The sequence below is a fragment of the Bradyrhizobium sp. USDA 3397 genome, from assembly GCF_054060965.1.
The window spans coordinates 230245-246973 of record NZ_JBSSDS010000001.1 but is presented as its reverse complement, the minus strand read 5'-3'; the positions used below and the strand labels follow the sequence as shown (position 1 = coordinate 246973).

The window sequence follows — 16729 nt, the reverse complement described above, 5'->3', positions numbered from 1 at the left end:
ATGCGATCCGGGTGAGGGGTTGCGGTCTCATTGAACGCTGCGGCCTCTCACCCGGATTTGCTGCGCAATCCGACCTCTCCCCCGATGGGGAGAGGTGGACACTTGAGCCACTTGCTCGAACGTAATCCTAGATCGTCACCTGCGTGCCGACCTCGACCACACGGCCGGACGGGATCTGGAAATAGTCGGTGGCGTCGTTGGCGGAGCGGCTGAGCGAGATGAACAGCCGGTCCTGCCAGCGCGGCATGCCGGAATGGGCGGCGGGCTTGAGCGCCCTCCGCGACAGGAAGAACGAGGTCGACATGATGTCGAACTGCCAGCCCAGCTTGCGGGCGATCGCGAGCGCCTTCGGCACGTTGGGCGATTCCATGAAGCCGAACTTCAGCGTCACCTTGGAGAAGGTCGGTGAAATCTGCTCCAGCTTCACCCGTTCGGCCGGATCGATCCGCGGGGTTTGCGCGGTCTCGATGGTGAGAATGACGTTCTTCTCGTGCAGCACCTTGTAGTGTTTCAGACTATGCATCAGCGCGGTCGGCGCGCTGAGCGGGTCCGAGGTCAGGAACACCGCAGTGCCAGGCACTCGCTGCGGCGGCCGCTTCTCCAGCATTGCCACGAGATCGGCGAGCGGGAACTCGAGCTTGCGCGACTTTTCAAATAGCAGCCGGCTGCCGCGCCGCCACGTGTACATGAGGATGATCATGAGCGCGCCGAGCGCCAGTGGCACCCAGCCGCCCTCAAACACCTTCAACAGGTTCGCGCTCAGGAAGGTCAGATCGAGGAACAGGAACGGCGCAATCAGCGCGCCGGCGGCAAGCGCTGACCAGCGCCAGCCCTTCCAGACCACGACGAAGCCCATCATCGCCGTGACCACCATGGTACCGGTGACGGAGATGCCGTAGGCGGATGCGAGCGCGCTCGACGAGCGGAACAGCAGCACTAGCAGCACCACCGCGACCAGCAGCAGCTGGTTGATGCGCGGAATGAAGATCTGGCCGGAATGGGCTTCCGACGTATGGCGAATTTCAAAGCGCGGCAGCAGCCCGAGCTGGATCGCCTGGCGCGTCAGCGAATAGGCGCCGGTGATGACGGCCTGGCTCGCGATGACGGTCGCCATGGTGGCGAGCACGACCATGCAGCCTCGGAGGAAGCCTTGCGGGAATAGCTGAAAGAACGGGCTCACGATGGCACCGGGATCGCCGAGCACCAGCGCGCCCTGCCCCAGATAGTTCAGCGCCAGCGAGGGCAGCACTACGATGAGCCAGGCGGTCTGGATCGGCCGCTTGCCGAAATGGCCGAGGTCGGCATAGAGCGCTTCGGCGCCGGTCACCGCCAGGAACACAGCGCCCAGCGTCACGAAGCCGATGACGCCATGGTGCAGCATGAAGTTCACGGCATAGAGCGGGTTGAGCGCGAGCAGCACCTGCGGGTGCTGGGCGATCTGAGGGATCGCCGCCACCGCCAGGACCGTGAACCAGACGCACATGATCGGGCCGAAGAAGGCGGCAACGCGCGCCGTGCCGCGGGACTGCACGGCGAAGAGGCCGACCAGGATCACCACCGTCAGCGGAACGATGTAGGGCTCGAACCTGAGCGTGACGTCCTTCATGCCCTCGATCGCCGACAGCACGGAGAGCGCCGGCGTGAGCACGGCATCGCCGTAGAACAAAGCTCCGGAAATGATGCCGAGCAGCACAATGGTCGCGCCGCCGCGGCCGGTGCCAACCGCCCGCTGGGCCAGCGCCATCAGTGCCAGCGTGCCGCCCTCGCCGTTGTTGTCGGCGCGGAGCAGGATCACGACGTATTTGAGCGTCACCACCACGATGAGCGCCCATAGAATCAGCGAGAGCACGCCGAGAACGGCGGCCGGCGTCGGCAATCCCTCCGCGCCCGAGGCGGCCATCACCGCCTCGCGGAACGCGTAGAGCGGGCTGGTGCCGATGTCGCCGTAAACGACGCCGATGCTGCCGAGCGTCAGCGCGCCGAAGCCGGCGGTGGTATGGGCCTCGCCATGCCCATTGGCCGCCACCGTTTCCGGGGCGGGAACTGCTACGTCGCTTGTCATGGGAGAGCCCGATGGCCTCTAAAATGCTTCACTGCACAATGGCGGAAGAGCGCGCGGCTTATAGTCCTGCGCCACCGGCATGGCCTAGCCCGATTCTGGGTCGTAGCCATGCAAATATGCATGGCTACGCCAGTTGCATTCTAGATAGTGACCTGGGTTCCGACTTCGACCACGCGGCCGGTGGGGATCTGGAAGTAGTCGGTGGCATCATTGGCCGACCGGCTCAGCGCGATGAACACATGATCCTGCCAGAGCGGCATGCCCGACTGTGCCGAGGCCTTCAGTGACCTGCGCGAGACGAAAAACGAGGTCGACATGATGTCGAACTGCCAACCCTGCTTGCGTGCGATGGCGAGGGCCTTGGGCACGTTCGGCTGCTCCATGAAGCCGAAGCGCAAGCGGACCTTGGAGAACTTGTCGCTGATCTTCTCCATCCTGAACCGCTCCGACAGATCGACCCGGGGCGTCTGCGCGGTCTCGATGGTCAGTATCACGTTGTGCTCGTGCAGCACCTTGTTGTGCTTGAGATTGTGCAGGAGCGCGGTTGGCACGAAGGCGGGATCGCTGGTCAGGAATACCGCGGTGCCCTTGACGATGTGCGGCGGCCGCTTCTCCAGGCTGCGGATCAGGTCGTCCAGCGGCACCTCGATCCGGCGCGTCTTCTGGATCAGGATCGCCGAGCCCTTGCGCCAGGTCCAGATCGTCCCGGCCATGACGACGCCGAACAGGAGCGGCACCCAGGCGCCATCGAGCAGCTTGAGCAGGTTGGCGCTGAAGAAGCTCAAATCGACGATGACCAAAGGCACGATCAGGGCTGCGGCGGTAGCCGCGCGCCAATTCCACAGCTTCCAGATCACGACGAATCCCATGATGCCATCGGCGACCATGGTGGTTGAGACCGCAAATGCCGTAGGCCGAGGCCAGATTGCTGGGGGTGTGGAATAGAAGCACCAGCAGCATCACGCCGATCAGCAGCAGCCGGTTCACCCGCGGCAGGTAGATCTGGCCGGCATGCGATTCGGAGGTGTACCTCACCTCGAAACGGGGCAGCAGGCCGAGCTGCACGGCCTGATGGACCAGCGAATAGGCGCCCGTGATCACCGCCTGGCTCGCGATCACGGTTGCAGCCGTCGCAAGCCCGACCAGCGGCAGCACCAGTGTCTCGGGGACCATGCGATAGAACGAATGCTCGATCGCGCTGGGATCGGACAGCACGAGCGCACCCTGCCCGAAATAGTTGATCAGGAGCGCGGGCAGCACGAAGAACATCCAGGCTGACTGGATCGGCTTGCGGCCGAAATGGCCGAGATCGGCGTAAAGTGCCTCTCCGCCCGTCACCGCGAGGAACACCGCGCCGAGCGTCACGAGGCCGATCACGCCGTGCGACAACACGAACTGCACCGCATAATACGGATTGATCGCCGCCAGCACGGTCGGGTCGTCGGCGATGTGGACAGCCCCCATGATGGCAATGACGGTGAACCAGGTGACCATCACCGGCCCAAAGGCCGAGGCGACCAGCGCGGTCCCCTTGCTCTGGACCGCAAACAGCAGCACCAGGATGAGGACGGTGACCGGCACGACATAGGGCTTGAGCGCGGGGGTTGCGAGCTTCAGACCTTCGACCGCCGAGAGCACCGAGATCGCCGGCGTGATCATGGAATCGCCGATGAACATGGAAGCGCCGATCACGCCGAGCGCGAGCAGAACCCAGCTTCGCCGCCCGAGCGCGCGCTGGCCGAGCGCCATCAGCGAGAGCGTGCCGCCCTCCCCGTTGTTGTCGGCGCGCAGCAGCAAGAGGACATATTTGGCGGTGACGACGATCAGCAGCGCCCACAGGATCAGCGAGAGCACGCCGAGCACGATGGCGCGCGAGACCGGCTCGCCATGGGCCGCGGCCTTGACCGCCTCGTGGAATGCGTAGAGCGGCGAAGTGCCGATATCGCCGAAGACGACGCCGATGCTCCCTAGCGTAAGGGCCCAAAAACCTTGGGTGGGCCGCCCGTCCTGAGTCTCGGCCTGTGTGATGCTCGCGGTCATGACGGTGAAGAACGCTTCGTCCCAGAAATTGATCCGGCGCCTTTTGACGCTTCCGGTGCACCTGTCAATCGGCTCACCACCATAGCAGGCGCGGAGCCTGATGCTGTGACGCTAGAGCCACGCTCATCGCCTGCGCGACGACATGCCTCAGGTAAGATGGTAGCGCAAGGGGTTACGGCTTGAGATTCGGCGGCAACGGTGGGTCTTCGCGCATCAAGGTGATGGTCACCCGCCGGTTGGCGGCGAGCGAGGGATCGTCCGGAAATAGCGGCTGGGTATCGGCTTTGCCGGAGACGGCGAAGATGTGCGACGGCGGTAGGCCCTGGCGCTCGAGGATCTGGCGCACGGCGTTGGCGCGATCGGCCGACAGATCGAAGGCGCCATAGTCGCTGCGGGTCGGCACGAACCCCGCCGCGGTGTGGCCGGCGATGGAGACGCGGAGCGGCGTCGCCTTGAGCGGGATCGCGAGCTTCTCGACCAGGCGTCGAGTGCGGTCGTAGGGCACCTTGGAGCCGTCGGCGAACATCGAGCGGCCGTCCTGGTCGACGATCTCGAGGTTGAGACCCTGCTTGGTCTCCTCGAACATGATGTGCTTGGACATCTCGGTCAGCTCGGGCATGTCCTGCAACGCCTGGCGCAGCGAGGCCGCGGCCAGCGCGAAATTACGGTCGACCTTGATCTTCGCGCCGGAGGTTTTTTCGCGGTCTTCCTGATCGGGCGTCGGGGTGTTGGAGGCATCTTCCGGCTGGATGTGGTCGACGTTCTTGAGTCGCGGGCGCGTCGGCAGGCCGTCGGATTCGACGATGCCGGAATAACGCGCTTCGGTCTGCACGCCGAACGCCTCGCGCATCGAGCCCGCGACGATCTTCAGCTTGTTGGCATCTTGCGTCGAGAACGCGACCAGCATCACGAAGAACGCCAGCAGCAGCGCCATCAGGTCGGCGAAGGTCACGAACCAGCCGTGGCCGCCGCCGTGAGCATTGCCGCGCTTCTTCTTGGCCATCTCTCAAAATCCGGGCGGCCTCAAGCCGGCACCGGCTCGCCTTCGGTGTGACGATGCTTCTCCGGCAGATAGGCCAGCAGCATCTCGCGCACCAGGGTCGGGCTCTTGGAGTCGCGAATCATCAGGATGCCGTCGATGATCAGGGTACGGTTGGTCTCTTCGTCCAGCAGCTTGCCGTGCAGCTTGTCGGCAATCGGCAAGCAGATCAGGTTGGCGACAACGGCGCCGTACAGGGTCGCCAGCAGCGCGGTGGCCATGAACGGACCGAGCTTGGAGGGATCGGACATGTTGGAGAACATCTGCACCATGCCAAGCAGCGTGCCGATCATGCCGAACGCCGGGGCGCAGTCGCCGACGGCGCGGTAGATCTTGCTGCCCTCGTCGAGGTGCATCAGGAAGTTGTCGCGGTCGCGCTCCAGGTTGTCACGAATGAAATCGAGATCGTAACCGTCGGCGACGTAGCGGATGCCCTTGGCGAGGAACGGCTCGTCGGTCTCGACCTTTTCCAGTCCGACCGGGCCCTGCTTGCGGGCGATTTCCGCGATGCGGGCGAGCTCGTCGACAAGGTCGTGAGCCGAAAGGCGGCTCAGGGTGAAGGCAAACTTCGCGCCCAGCGGCACGCCGTGGATCATCGCAGACAAAGGAAAGCGGATCATCGTCGCTGCGAACGAGCCGCCGAAGATGACGATGACGGCGTGGATGTCGTAGAACATCCCGAACGTACCGCCCATCAGGATCAGCGACGACACAACAATGGCGCCTGCGACGAGGCCGACAAGTGTTGCGATATCCATGATCGACTCCAACGCCTACGCAACAACGGCCGTCCTGGCCGCTGGCGCGGCTCAACCCCGAACCGCATCGCAGACCCTAGAGCGCCGCCCTTAAAGGCGCGTAAAGGTTAAGTCTCGACGATGTGCCGCCTGCCGCCGCAATTTGTCCCGGTTGCCGTCCAGCGATAGGAATTTCAACCCTTCGCTAACCATAATCAGGCGCCCACGACGTCAGGTCGGCTGCGGCCCTCCGCCACATCGTGGACCGGCATCGGTTAGTGTCTGCTAGCGTTGCGACAGGGCCAATCGCGGAGCCAGCGCGATGTTGATGCTATTCGGTCTACTCACGGCGCTGCCCGCGGCGCTGGCGTTCCACCTGCTCGAGCCGGAACTCGTGCTTCCGGCGTTCAGCGTGCTGCTCTTTATCGAGGCCGCCTTCGCCGTGCTCGCAGCGCGGTTGATGCGCAGCGCCAACAGCGCAGACGATATCACCCTCTGGGACCTTGCCGGCGGCTTCACCCTGATCGGATGCGCCGCCGCCGTGCTCGGAGAACCGAATCAAGTCGCCCTGCTTCTGACAGAACAAGGCGGCATTCGGCCGTCGTCCGGGCCGTAGATTGCCCTAAAACGCGATGCGATTAGGATGAATCGTCTATCGCGCTTTAGGTTATTGTTTGAGCATGATCTTTTCGGAAAACCGCTACACGCTTTTCCGGATCATGCTCCAGCAGCCGTCAATGGATCTCCGCAGAGCGCTTCAACGCGGCCTTGAGCTTCTCGAGCGAGAAGTCGGGACTGCGGGCGATCTCCAGGATCGGCGTCTCGCGGCGGCCGCACAGTTCGGCGGCCTCCGGCAGCTTTGCGGCAAGGTCAAGCGGGATCACGATGGCGCCATGCCGGTCGGCGTGGATGAGGTCGTCCGACTTCACGGTCATGCCGGCGACGCGCACCTCGCCGCCAAAGCTTTCCGCGTGCACCCAGGCGTGCGACGGGCCGATCGAGCCGGCTAGCGCCTGGAACCCGGGCGCCCATTGCGGGATGTCGCGGATCGAGCCGTCGGTGATGACGCCGAGGCAGCCGAGCGCCTTGTGCACGTTGCTCTGTACCTCGCCCCAGAACGCGCCATAGCCGACGTCGGGTCCGTCGATGTCCTGGATCACCGAGATGCGCGGGCCATGGCCGGTGCCGACATATTCGTAATATGCGATTCGGCGCTTGGACTGCTCCTCGGCCGGAAGCGATGACTTCAGAACCGAGCGGATCGTCACCGTGCGGGCATAGCCGACGATCGGCGGCAGGTCGGGAAACGGACAGACCAGCTGCTTGGTGGTGTAGCCGATCAGCCGCCGCTCGGGCGCCACGATCTCCATGGCGTTGCAGATCGTCGGCGTATCGTAACGGCCCAGCGCTTCGAGGACGGAAGCGGGCAGCGGCCCGGTCGCGGAATTGGTCACGGCGTTCTCTCCCAGGTTGGCGGCGATTGATTGCGCGATGCCGCCGGCACAAGGGCGATATAGCCGAGATCGGATCTCGACCCAACTCGGGCAGACTTCATGGCAGATATCCGCGAGGAGCGTTTTAGTGCAGTCGTCCGGGCCGATCGTCGTCTTGCGGCGGCTCCGACAAATTCGCCAGCGTCGGCGCCGAGGGCGGTGACGGGACCTCGCCTCCCGCCGGCGCGGTGGCTTCCATCGCGCGCGCCTGGTCGCGATAGGATTTGTAGCCGAGCGGCAGCGCGAGAAGGTACAGCACCGTGCCGATCGACAGCACGTGCCAGGGATAGGCGATCAGGAGCGCGATGAAGACGATCACGGCGACGAAGGCCGGCAGCACCAGCTCGGGCGGCACGCGCATCCGCTTGGTCTTGCCGGAGAACACCGGCAGGCGCGACACCATCAGAAACGCGATCAGAAGCGTGTAGGCCGCGGTCACCGCCGCAGGTGTGCGCCCGACGTCGAGGAACGCGACATAGATCGGCAGCAGCACGGTGATCGCGCCGGCGGGCGCCGGCACGCCGGTGAAGAAATTGGCGGCGAAAGCCGGCTTGTTCGGATCGTCCATGGTGGCATTGAAGCGCGCAAGCCGCAGGCCGCCGGAGATCGCGAACACCATGGCGGCGATCCAGCCGGCATTGCCGAGCTCGTGCAGCTGCCAGAAATACAGCATCAGGCCGGGCGCCACGCCGAAATTGACGAAGTCGGCGAGACTGTCGAGCTCGGCGCCGAACTTCGACTGCCCCTTGATCATGCGCGCGATGCGGCCGTCGATGCCGTCGAGCGCGGCGGCGAACACGATGGCATAGACCGCGAGCGTCATCCGTCCTTCGATCGACAGGCGGATCGAGGTCAGGCCGGCGCAGATCGCCAGCAGCGTGATGACGTTGGGCACCAGCATCCGCACCGGGATCGGTCGGAACCGCCGGCGGCGGACGTCGGGATCCTTGAAATCGTAAGGCGTCATGGCTCGTCCTTATCTCAAGGCGAGATATAGCAAGCCGCGCCGCCCTCCGCCATTGCGGCGGAACGCCTGCGAGCACCGACTATTGGTTAATTGGCGCGGAACGCGCGGGCCTGGTCGTCGCCGGCCAGGTCGGCCAGGATCGTCTCTCCGGCAATCGCGGTCTGCCCTTCCGAGACCAGCGCCTTGGTGCCCACCGGCAGGTAGACATCGAGGCGCGAGCCGAAGCGGATCAGTCCGAAGCGCTCGCCGACGCCGATCGCTTGCCCCTCCTTGACGAAGCAGACGATGCGCTTGGCGACGAGACCGGCGATCTGGACCACGCCGATCCGCGCCGTCGGGGTGGTGATCACCAGCGAGTTGCGCTCGTTGTCCTCGCTCGCCTTGTCGAGCTCGGCGTTGATGAAGAGGCCGGGCCGGTAGGCGATGCGATCCACCCTGCCCGCCACGGGCGCGCGGTTCACGTGGCAATTGAACACGCTCATGAAGATCGAGACGCGCGGCAGCGGCCGGTCGCCCAGCCCAAGCTCGGCCGGCGGCAGCGCCATGGTGATCATGGAGACGCGCCCGTCGGCCGGCGACACCACGAGACCCTCGCCCACCGGCGTCACACGGACGGGATCGCGGAAGAACAGCGCACACCACACGGTCAGGATCGTGCCGATCCACCCCAGCGGCGACCACAGCCAGAACAGGAGCAGGCTCGCCAGCGCAAAGGCGCCGATGAAGGGATAGCCCTCCTTGTGGATCGGCGGGATCTGACGCTGGATCGAATCGAGAATGGACATTGCTTTTTGCCGGTCGGGGTTGATGCCACGGGGTCGTCGCGCGGGCTTGTTTAGGCCAGACTTTTGTTTAGGCCAGACTTTGTTTAGGCCAGACTTTGTTTAGGCCAGACTTGGGACCGGAGACAAGGTCACTCCGCCGCCGCGGGCGTCGTCAGGTTATCATCGACCGGCGGCGGCTCCCGGTTGGGCGCGGCATTGGTGTCGGCCATCTTGGCCAGCTTCTCGCGGGCCTCCTCGGCCTCGCGCTGCCTGTTCCACATGCTGGCATAGAGCCCGCCCTGTGCGAGCAGGCTCGCGTGAGTGCCGCGCTCGGCGATGCGGCCCTGGTCCAGCACGATGATTTCGTCGGCACCGACGATGGTGGACAGGCGATGCGCGATCACCAGGGAGGTGCGGTTCTTCGCCACGCGGTCGAGCGCCCCCTGGATCTCGTGCTCCGTATGGGTGTCGAGCGCCGAGGTCGCCTCGTCGAGCACCAGGATCGGCGGCGCCTTGAGCACCGTGCGCGCGATCGCCACACGTTGCTTCTCGCCGCCCGACAGCTTCAGGCCGCGCTCGCCGACCTGGGTCTCATAGCCCTTCGGCGCCATGCGGATGAAGTGGTCGATCTGCGCCAGCCGCGCGGCCTCCTCCACCTCGGCATCGGTCGCGTCCCAGCGGCCGTAGCGGATGTTGTAGCGGATGGTGTCGTTGAACAGCACGGTATCCTGCGGCACCATGCCGATCGATGCGCGCAGGCTGGCCTGCGTGACCTCGCGGATGTCCTGGCCGTCGATCAGGATCCTGCCGCCGGAGACATCATAGAGGCGAAACAGGAGCCGCGAGATGGTCGATTTGCCGGCGCCGGAGGGGCCGACGATGGCAACCGTCTTGCCGGCCGGCACTTCGAAGCTGATGCCCTTGAGGATGGGGCGCGCCGGCTCATAGGCAAAGCGCACGTCCTCGAAGCGCACCGTGCCGGCGGAGATGACCAGCGGCTTCGCGCCAGGCGCGTCCTTGATCTCGGCCTCGCGGCTGAGCACGCCGAACATCTTCTCGATGTCGATGATCGCCTGCTTGATCTCGCGATAGACCATGCCCATGAAGTTCAGCGGCTGGTAGAGCTGGATCATCATGGCGTTGACCAGCACGAAATCGCCGACGGTGTTGGTGCCGTTGCGCACGCCGATCGCGCACATCAGCATGGTCGCGGTCAGGCCCAGCGTGAAGATCACCGCCTGGCCTGTATTGAGCACCGCGAGCGAGGTGTAGGTGCGGACGCTCGCCTCCTCGTAGCGCTCGACCGACCTGTCGTAGCGCTGCGCCTCGCGTGCCTCGGCACTGAAATACTTCACCGTCTCGTAGTTGAGCAGCGAGTCGATCGCCTTGGTGTTCGCCTCGGTGTCGGAATCGTTCATCTTGCGGCGGATGCCGATCCGCCACTCGGTCGCGACGTAGGTGTAGTACATGTAGAGCGTGACCGTGATCAGGGTCGCGACTACGTAGCGCCAGTCGAATTGCCAGAGCAGCACCGCCAGCAGCAGCGAGACCTCGACGATGGTCGGGATCAGCTGCAGGATCACCATGCGCACGATGACCTCGATGCCCTCGCGGCCGCGCTCGAGCACGCGCGTGAGGCCGCCGGTCTTGCGCTCGAGGTGAAAGCGCAGCGACAGCTCGTGCATGTGGATGAAGGTGAGGGTCGCGAGCTTTCGCACCGCATGCATGGCGACGCGGGCGAAGATGCCGTCGCGCCATTGCGTCAGCACCGCCATCAGGATGCGCATCACGCCGTAGCTCGCGGTCAGCAGCAAGGGCGAGGCGATCACCCAGAGATGCCAATTGTCGGCCGCGACCGGCGCGGTGTTGGCGCCGGTCAGCGCATCCGTCGCCCATTTGAAGCTGAACGGCACGGTGAGCGTGATCAGCTTGGCGGCGAGCAACAGCACCAGCGACCAGACCACCCTCATCTTCAGGTCGAAACGGTCGCCCGGCCAGATGTAGGGCCACAGATGTGCCAGCGTGCCCATCAGCGTGGCCCCGGCCTGCGATCCTGCCACGGAAGGATCAGGAACGTCGGCGCCGTCGAACGATTGAGGTTGGTCCATCAACAAACCCGAAAGCCCGCCGGATGCGGGCGCAACTGCGATTAACGATTTTCGCCCGTCATATAGAGCCTTCCCGATGCCCGCGCACCCCGCCAGATGGCGAATCTTCGATTGTTTGTCGCGATTTACCGGTAAATTCCCGGAAGTATCGAATCACCGTTTGGGCTTGACGCCACTTCGCTGCAATGCATCATGGCACCAATGAGCACGATCAAAACTGTCTGTGTCTATTGCGGCTCCGGCCCTGGAACAAATCCCAACTTCATTGAAGCGGCGAAGGCGCTCGGCAGAGCGCTGGCGGAAAGCAAGATCCGCCTCGTCTATGGCGGCGGCTCGCTCGGCCTGATGGGCGCGGTCGCAACCTCCGTGCTCGATCACGGCGGCATGGTCACCGGCATCATCCCTGACTTCCTGCGGATGCGCGAGAATGCGCTGACGCGCGTGCAGGAGATGGTCGTCACGCCCGACATGCACGAGCGCAAGCGGCTGATGTTCGAGCGCTCCGACGCCTTCGTGGCCCTGCCCGGCGGGCTCGGCACGCTCGAGGAGCTGGTGGAGCAGCTGACCTGGCAGCAACTCGGTCGTCACGCCAAGCCGGTGCTGCTCGCCAATATCGACAATTTCTGGGAGCCGCTGCTCTCGCTGGTGTACCACATGCGCCAGACCGAGTTCATCCGCGCCGGCCTCACCGTCGATATCCTGAAGGCGGACAAGGTCGAGGAGATCATCCCGCGGCTGCGCGCCGCGGCTGCGCAGATTCCTGACAGCGAGCGCGATCTCGCGCCGGAAGTGGCGCGAAAGCTGTAACGCCCTACGCTGCCGGGAACGTCACGGCCTCGATGCGATTGCCGTCGGGATCGGTGACGAAGGCCGCGTAGTAGCGCACGCGATCGTGCGGCCGGATGCCAGGCGCGCCGTCTGATGCCCCGCCAGCGGACAGCGCTGCCGCATGAAACGCATCGACCTGATCGGTCGTCTTCGCCCGCAGGCAGATGTGCACGCCGCTCTCCGGCGCCACGCGCGGCATGTTTTCGCGCAGATTGATCCAGAACTCCGGATAGGCCTTGCCGAACCCGACCGTCCGCGGTCGGGTGACGAGGCGCGCAAGGCCGAGGGCGGTGAGCGCGGCTTCGTAGAACTTTGCGGCGCGATCGAGATCGCTGACGCCGACGGAGATGTGGTCGATCATGGCCGTGCCCTTTCCCCATCCTCGGTGTCATCGCCCGGCTTGACCGGGCGATCCAGTACTCCGTGACAGCCGTAGATAAATCGATGGGCCGCAGCGCACTGGATTCCCCGCCTTCGCGGGGAATGACAGTCGTCGTGGGGTTACGCCGGCGCCCCCGACTTCACGAGCTTGTAGATCACCGAATCCATCAGCGCCTGGAACGAGGCATCGATGATGTTCGGGGACACCCCGACCGTGGTCCAACGATCGCCGTTCTCGTCCTCGCTCTCGATCAGCACGCGCGTGACCGCGCCGGTGCCGCCATTGAGGATACGGACGCGATAGTCGATCAGCGTCAGGCCCTCGATGAATTTCTGGTACTTGCCGAGGTCCTTGCGCAGGGCGACGTCGAGCGCGTTGACGGGACCGTTGCCTTCGGCCGCCGAGATCAGATGCTCGCCGGCGACGTCGACCTTCACCACCGCTAGCGCCACCGTGACGCGTTCGCCGAGCGCGTTGTAGCGCTGCTCGACGTTGACGTCGAACTGCTCGACCTCGAAATAATGCGGCACCTTGCCGAGCGTGCGGCGCGCCAGGAGCTCGAACGAGGCGTTGGCGGATTCATAGGCATAGCCGGCCGCCTCGCGCTCCTTCAATTCCTCGACGAGACGCGTCAGCTTCGGATCGCTCTTCTCGTAAGGGATGCCGGCGCGGTCGAGCTCGGCGATGACGTTGGAGCGCCCGGCCTGGTCGGACACCAACACCTTACGGTGATTGCCGACCAGCTCCGGCAGCACATGCTCGTAGGTCTGCGGATCCTTCAGCACGGCGGAGGCATGGATGCCGGTCTTGGTGACGAAGGCGCTCTCGCCGACATAAGCCGCATGCCGGTTCGGCACGCGGTTGAGCATGTCGTCGAGCGTGCGCGACACCTTGACCAGCGTCGCCAGCTTCTCCGTGGTGACGCCGATCTCGAAAGCGTCGGCAAAACCCGTCTTCAGCTTCAGCGTCGGGATCAGCGAGCAGAGATTGGCATTGCCGCAGCGCTCGCCGAGCCCGTTCAGCGTGCCCTGGATCTGCCGCGCGCCGGCACGCACCGCTGCGAGCGAATTGGCCACCGCCTGCTCGGTGTCGTTATGGGCGTGGATGCCGACGTGATCGCCGGGGATGTGCCTGGTCACGTCTCTGACGATGGCCTCGACCTCATCCGGCATGGTGCCGCCATTGGTGTCGCACAGCACCACCCAGCGCGCACCGGCATCGAAGGCGGCCTTGGCGCAGGCGAGCGCAAAGGCGGCGTCTTCCTTGTAGCCGTCGAAGAAATGCTCGCAATCGAGCATCACCTCGCGGCCGGCCGCCTTCGCCGCCGCGACGCTGTCGCGGATCGAGGCGAGGTTCTCTTCCTTCGTGGTCTCCAGCGCGACGCGGACCTGATAGGCCGACGCCTTCGCCACGAAGCAGATCGCATCCGCCTTCGCTTCCAAGAGGCCCGCGACGCCCGGATCGTTGGACACCGAGCGGCCCGCCCGGCGCGTCATGCCGAAGGCGGTGAAGCGCGCATGTTTGAGCTTGGGCTTGGAGCCAAAGAACTCCGTGTCGAGCGGATTGGCGCCGGGATAGCCGCCCTCGACATAGTCGATGCCGAGATCGTCGAGCATCGCCGCGATGACCTGCTTGTCCGCCAGCGTGAAGTCGACGCCGTTGGTCTGCGCCCCATCGCGCAGCGTGGTGTCGAACAGATAGAGACGCTGCTTGCTCATTGCCCCGCTCCGAGCGTCTTCTTCATGGTGGTGTTGGCGAGCCACTCGTCGTTGATGGTGATGCTGTTGCGCTGCTGGGCGGTGTAGCCGCGCTTGGCGAAGAAACCCTCCGCGGTATCGCTGGCATCGACCGAGAGGCTCGTGGCGCCGCGGACGCCTGCGAGCTTCTCCAGCGCGTCGACCAGCATGGTCGCGATGCCCTGCCCGGCCACGGCCGGATGCACATAGAGCATGCGGATGTGATCGTTGCCGCGCAGCGAAGCAAAACCAACGGGCGAGCCTTCCAGCGTCGCGATCAGCGTCAGGTCGGACGCGAGCCGCTTGCCGAACTCCTCGTCCTCGGCCGCCGCCATCCAGGCTTCCTGCTGCGCCTCGCTATAATCGTCGCCGGTCAACTCCTCGATGCTGGCGGCGAAGATCGCGGCGAGCATCGGCACATCCGCCGGCAGGAAGGGCCTCAGTGCGGGCTTTGGCAAAGTCTGTCCCATCGTCCTCACCAAATCCCATAAAGCTTGAGCACGATCGCCACCGCGCCGGCGAGCAGCGCGAGCTTCAGCGCAATGTAATAGAGCCAGTGCCGCGGGAAAGGCGTGTCGGGCCGTTTCATCGGGCGATCTCCCAGGTTGTGCCTTCCTTGGAGTCCTTGATCGCAACGCCCATCGCAGCGAGCAGATCGCGGATGCGGTCGGACTCCCCAAAGTCCTTCCGGCTACGGGCCGCTGTCCGCTCCGCGAGCAGGCGCTCGACCTCCTTGGCGTCGACCCCGCTCGCCTGCTGCTTGCGCCCTTCCCACTGCGCCGCGCTCTCGGAGAGGAATCCGAGCAGCCGCAACGAGCCCGCAAGACCTGCGATATCGTTGCCGCGCAGGCCGTGCAGCGCCGCGATCGCCTGCGGCGTGTTGAGGTCGTCGAGCAGCGGTTCGACCACCGACGGAGCCGGCTCGCCGGGCGCGACATCGGCCGCAACGCGGTACCAGTCGTCGAGCGTCTTGGCGCTCTCCTCCAGCGACTTCATGGTCCAGTCGATCGGCGAGCGGTAATGCGTCTTGAGCATGTTGAGGCGCAGCACCTCACCCGGCCAATCCCTGAGCAGCTCGTGGATCGTGATGAAGTTGCCGAGGCTCTTCGACATCTTCTCGCTCTCGACCTGCAAGAAGCCGTTGTGCATCCAATAGTTCGCCATGCGCTCGCGGTGGAACGCGCAGCAGGTCTGCGCGACCTCGTTCTCGTGATGCGGAAACACGAGATCGATGCCGCCGCCATGGATGTCGAAATGCTCGCCGAGATGCTTCCAGGCCATCGCCGAGCACTCGATGTGCCAGCCCGGACGTCCCTCCGCCTTGATGCCTGATGGCGACGGCCAGGACGGCTCTCCCGGCTTCGACGGCTTCCACAGCACGAAGTCGGTCGCATCGCGCTTGTAGGGCGCAACATCGACCCGCGCGCCCGCGATCATCTCGTCGAGCGAGCGCTTCGACAGCGCGCCATAGCGCGGCAGCGCGGAATTGGCCGCGTTCATCGCCTGCGGCGAGAACAGCACGTGGTCCTCGGCGACATAGGCAAAGCCGCCGGCGACCAGCTTCTCGATGATCTCGCGCATCTCGCCGATATGCTCGGTGGCGCGCGGCTCGACGCTCGGCCGAAGCGCGCCGAGCGCATCGACGTCGGCATGAAACTGCTTGCCGGTCTGCTCGGTGACCTTGCGAATGGCCTCGTTCAGCGGCAGGCCGGGAAAATCGCGCGCGGCGCGATCGTTGATCTTGTCGTCGACGTCGGTGATGTTGCGGACATATTTGACGTGTGCCTCGCCGTAGATGTGGCGCAGCAGCCGAAACAGCACGTCGAACACGATCACCGGCCGCGCATTGCCGATATGGGCGAAGTCATAGACCGTCGGTCCGCAGACATACATGCGGACGTTGTTCGGATCGAGCGGCACGAAGGTGCGCTTTTCCCGGCTCAGCGTATCGTAAAGACGCAATTCCATGACAACCCATCCCTCTCGGCCGGGCGTCCAAGGCTCTCAATGTGTTTTGAGAAAAGACGGCTCCAGCCAGCGAATCGCTAGCTCGTAATCTCGCGGCAAATGGCGCAAATGGCGAGGAGACCGTTCATGCGGGCACATATGGGCCACCACAGGCCCCGGCGTCAAGGGCCGCGAAAATGCCGTTTTTGCCCCCGCACGGGGCGCGGCCTGCCCGGAGGGTTCATGATCCCCTAACCATTTGAGGCCATTCTGGAACCTGCGGTTCCCAATTTTTTGCCCCCGGTAATTTCATGCGATCCCTGCTCGCGCTCATTTTCGGCGCCTCGCTCCTTGCAGCACCTCAGGCGTGCGCCGAGACCCGCGTATTCATCATCGCCGACCAGTGCCTCGCCAAGGGCGACACGTGCGGCGCCTCCGCCGCGCGCACCTATTGCCAGTCACGAGATTTTGCAAAGGCATCGAGTTATCGCCGGGTCGATCCCGACGAAATTACCGGCTCCGTCCCCAAAACCGGCACAAACTGCTCCCATGGCCATTGCGACGAGTATGTCGCAATCACCTGCCAGCGCTGAATTCCCTCGGAGCTGGTGGACCTTAGGACCAGT

General features: G+C 64.8%; 14 protein-coding genes and 1 pseudogene. 3 read left to right on the top strand and 12 right to left on the bottom strand.

The window, feature by feature from the left end; translation table 11 throughout:
* Positions 1 to 127: 127 nt before the first annotated feature.
* The 4 genes and pseudogenes from ACVWYQ_RS01035 to ACVWYQ_RS01020 all read right to left on the bottom strand — a co-directional run bounded on the left by ACVWYQ_RS01035 (position 128) and on the right by ACVWYQ_RS01020 (position 5899).
* Positions 128 to 2062, bottom strand: coding sequence for a potassium transporter Kup (locus ACVWYQ_RS01035; RefSeq protein ID WP_271547213.1), 1935 nt, complete (start codon positions 2060 to 2062; stop codon positions 128 to 130).
* A 140-nt stretch (positions 2063 to 2202) separates the two neighbouring features.
* Positions 2203 to 4102 (bottom strand): annotated as a pseudogene (locus ACVWYQ_RS01030) (potassium transporter Kup).
* Positions 4103 to 4274: 172 nt separating this feature from the next.
* Positions 4275 to 5105: an OmpA/MotB family protein gene (locus ACVWYQ_RS01025; protein WP_271547215.1), complete on the bottom strand. Its 831-nt coding sequence runs from the start codon at positions 5103 to 5105 to the stop codon at positions 4275 to 4277.
* 20 nt (positions 5106 to 5125) lie between these two features.
* Entirely contained in the window at positions 5126 to 5899 is a 774-nt protein-coding gene (locus tag ACVWYQ_RS01020) for a motility protein A (RefSeq protein WP_036001447.1), read from the bottom strand.
* A 301-nt stretch (positions 5900 to 6200) separates the two neighbouring features.
* Here ACVWYQ_RS01020 and ACVWYQ_RS01015 point away from each other — a divergent pair, with 301 nt between their 5' ends.
* A complete protein-coding gene (locus ACVWYQ_RS01015) occupies positions 6201 to 6494 on the top strand; it encodes a hypothetical protein (protein WP_404541794.1) in 294 nt (97 codons plus the stop codon).
* A 118-nt stretch (positions 6495 to 6612) separates the two neighbouring features.
* Here ACVWYQ_RS01015 and ACVWYQ_RS01010 read toward each other — a convergent pair whose 3' ends face one another.
* From ACVWYQ_RS01010 to ACVWYQ_RS00995, 4 genes are all read right to left on the bottom strand, one after another.
* Complete coding sequence (locus tag ACVWYQ_RS01010; RefSeq protein ID WP_036001451.1) at positions 6613 to 7332, bottom strand: RraA family protein; 720 nt, start codon at positions 7330 to 7332, stop codon at positions 6613 to 6615.
* A gap of 124 nt (positions 7333 to 7456) precedes the next feature.
* Complete coding sequence (locus tag ACVWYQ_RS01005; protein ID WP_036001453.1) at positions 7457 to 8338, bottom strand: CDP-alcohol phosphatidyltransferase family protein; 882 nt, start codon at positions 8336 to 8338, stop codon at positions 7457 to 7459.
* 86 nt (positions 8339 to 8424) lie between these two features.
* Positions 8425 to 9147 carry a phosphatidylserine decarboxylase gene (locus ACVWYQ_RS01000; RefSeq protein WP_404546248.1) on the bottom strand — a complete coding sequence of 241 codons (723 nt, stop codon included), beginning with the start codon at positions 9145 to 9147 and terminating at the stop codon, positions 8425 to 8427.
* A gap of 104 nt (positions 9148 to 9251) precedes the next feature.
* Positions 9252 to 11210 (bottom strand): ABCB family ABC transporter ATP-binding protein/permease, encoded by a 1959-nt coding sequence (locus ACVWYQ_RS00995; RefSeq protein ID WP_456725353.1) that lies wholly within the window; start codon positions 11208 to 11210, stop codon positions 9252 to 9254.
* Between the two features lie 201 nt (positions 11211 to 11411).
* On the opposite strand from ACVWYQ_RS00995, the gene ACVWYQ_RS00990 reads away from it, so the two are divergent.
* Positions 11412 to 12017: an LOG family protein gene (locus ACVWYQ_RS00990; protein WP_271547217.1), complete on the top strand. Its 606-nt coding sequence runs from the start codon at positions 11412 to 11414 to the stop codon at positions 12015 to 12017.
* A gap of 4 nt (positions 12018 to 12021) precedes the next feature.
* Here the strand turns inward: ACVWYQ_RS00990 and ACVWYQ_RS00985 are convergent, their stop codons facing one another.
* From ACVWYQ_RS00985 to cysS, 4 genes are all read right to left on the bottom strand, one after another.
* Complete coding sequence (locus tag ACVWYQ_RS00985) at positions 12022 to 12399, bottom strand: VOC family protein (RefSeq protein ID WP_271547218.1); 378 nt, start codon at positions 12397 to 12399, stop codon at positions 12022 to 12024.
* 140 nt (positions 12400 to 12539) lie between these two features.
* Positions 12540 to 14138, bottom strand: a complete 1599-nt coding sequence (gene cimA / locus ACVWYQ_RS00980; protein WP_271547219.1) for a citramalate synthase — start codon at positions 14136 to 14138, stop codon at positions 12540 to 12542.
* A complete protein-coding gene (locus ACVWYQ_RS00975; RefSeq protein WP_271547220.1) occupies positions 14135 to 14626 on the bottom strand; it encodes a GNAT family N-acetyltransferase in 492 nt (163 codons plus the stop codon). The genes cimA and ACVWYQ_RS00975 overlap by 4 nt, the downstream gene beginning before the upstream one ends.
* A 115-nt stretch (positions 14627 to 14741) precedes the next feature.
* A complete protein-coding gene (cysS, locus tag ACVWYQ_RS00970) occupies positions 14742 to 16124 on the bottom strand; it encodes a cysteine--tRNA ligase (protein ID WP_271547221.1) in 1383 nt (460 codons plus the stop codon).
* Positions 16125 to 16414: 290 nt separating this feature from the next.
* On the opposite strand from cysS, the gene ACVWYQ_RS00965 reads away from it, so the two are divergent.
* A complete protein-coding gene (locus ACVWYQ_RS00965) occupies positions 16415 to 16696 on the top strand; it encodes a hypothetical protein (protein ID WP_271547222.1) in 282 nt (93 codons plus the stop codon).
* Positions 16697 to 16729 lie beyond the last annotated feature (33 nt).

Excerpts from the sequence above, each read along its gene's own strand:
- ACVWYQ_RS01035 (WP_271547213.1), bottom strand. The coding sequence starts at position 2,062 with ATGACAAGCGACGTAGCAGTTCCCGCCCCGGAAACGGTGGCGGCCAAT.
- ACVWYQ_RS01025 (WP_271547215.1), bottom strand. The coding sequence starts at position 5,105 with ATGGCCAAGAAGAAGCGCGGCAATGCTCACGGCGGCGGCCACGGCTGG.
- ACVWYQ_RS01020 (WP_036001447.1), bottom strand. The coding sequence starts at position 5,899 with ATGGATATCGCAACACTTGTCGGCCTCGTCGCAGGCGCCATTGTTGTG.
- ACVWYQ_RS01015 (WP_404541794.1), top strand. The coding sequence starts at position 6,201 with ATGTTGATGCTATTCGGTCTACTCACGGCGCTGCCCGCGGCGCTGGCG.
- ACVWYQ_RS01005 (WP_036001453.1), bottom strand. The coding sequence starts at position 8,338 with ATGACGCCTTACGATTTCAAGGATCCCGACGTCCGCCGCCGGCGGTTC.
- ACVWYQ_RS00995 (WP_456725353.1), bottom strand. The coding sequence starts at position 11,210 with ATGGACCAACCTCAATCGTTCGACGGCGCCGACGTTCCTGATCCTTCC.
- ACVWYQ_RS00990 (WP_271547217.1), top strand. The coding sequence starts at position 11,412 with ATGAGCACGATCAAAACTGTCTGTGTCTATTGCGGCTCCGGCCCTGGA.
- ACVWYQ_RS00985 (WP_271547218.1), bottom strand. The coding sequence starts at position 12,399 with ATGATCGACCACATCTCCGTCGGCGTCAGCGATCTCGATCGCGCCGCA.
- cimA (WP_271547219.1), bottom strand. The coding sequence starts at position 14,138 with ATGAGCAAGCAGCGTCTCTATCTGTTCGACACCACGCTGCGCGATGGG.
- ACVWYQ_RS00975 (WP_271547220.1), bottom strand. The coding sequence starts at position 14,626 with ATGGGACAGACTTTGCCAAAGCCCGCACTGAGGCCCTTCCTGCCGGCG.
- cysS (WP_271547221.1), bottom strand. The coding sequence starts at position 16,124 with ATGGAATTGCGTCTTTACGATACGCTGAGCCGGGAAAAGCGCACCTTC.
- ACVWYQ_RS00965 (WP_271547222.1), top strand. The coding sequence starts at position 16,415 with ATGCGATCCCTGCTCGCGCTCATTTTCGGCGCCTCGCTCCTTGCAGCA.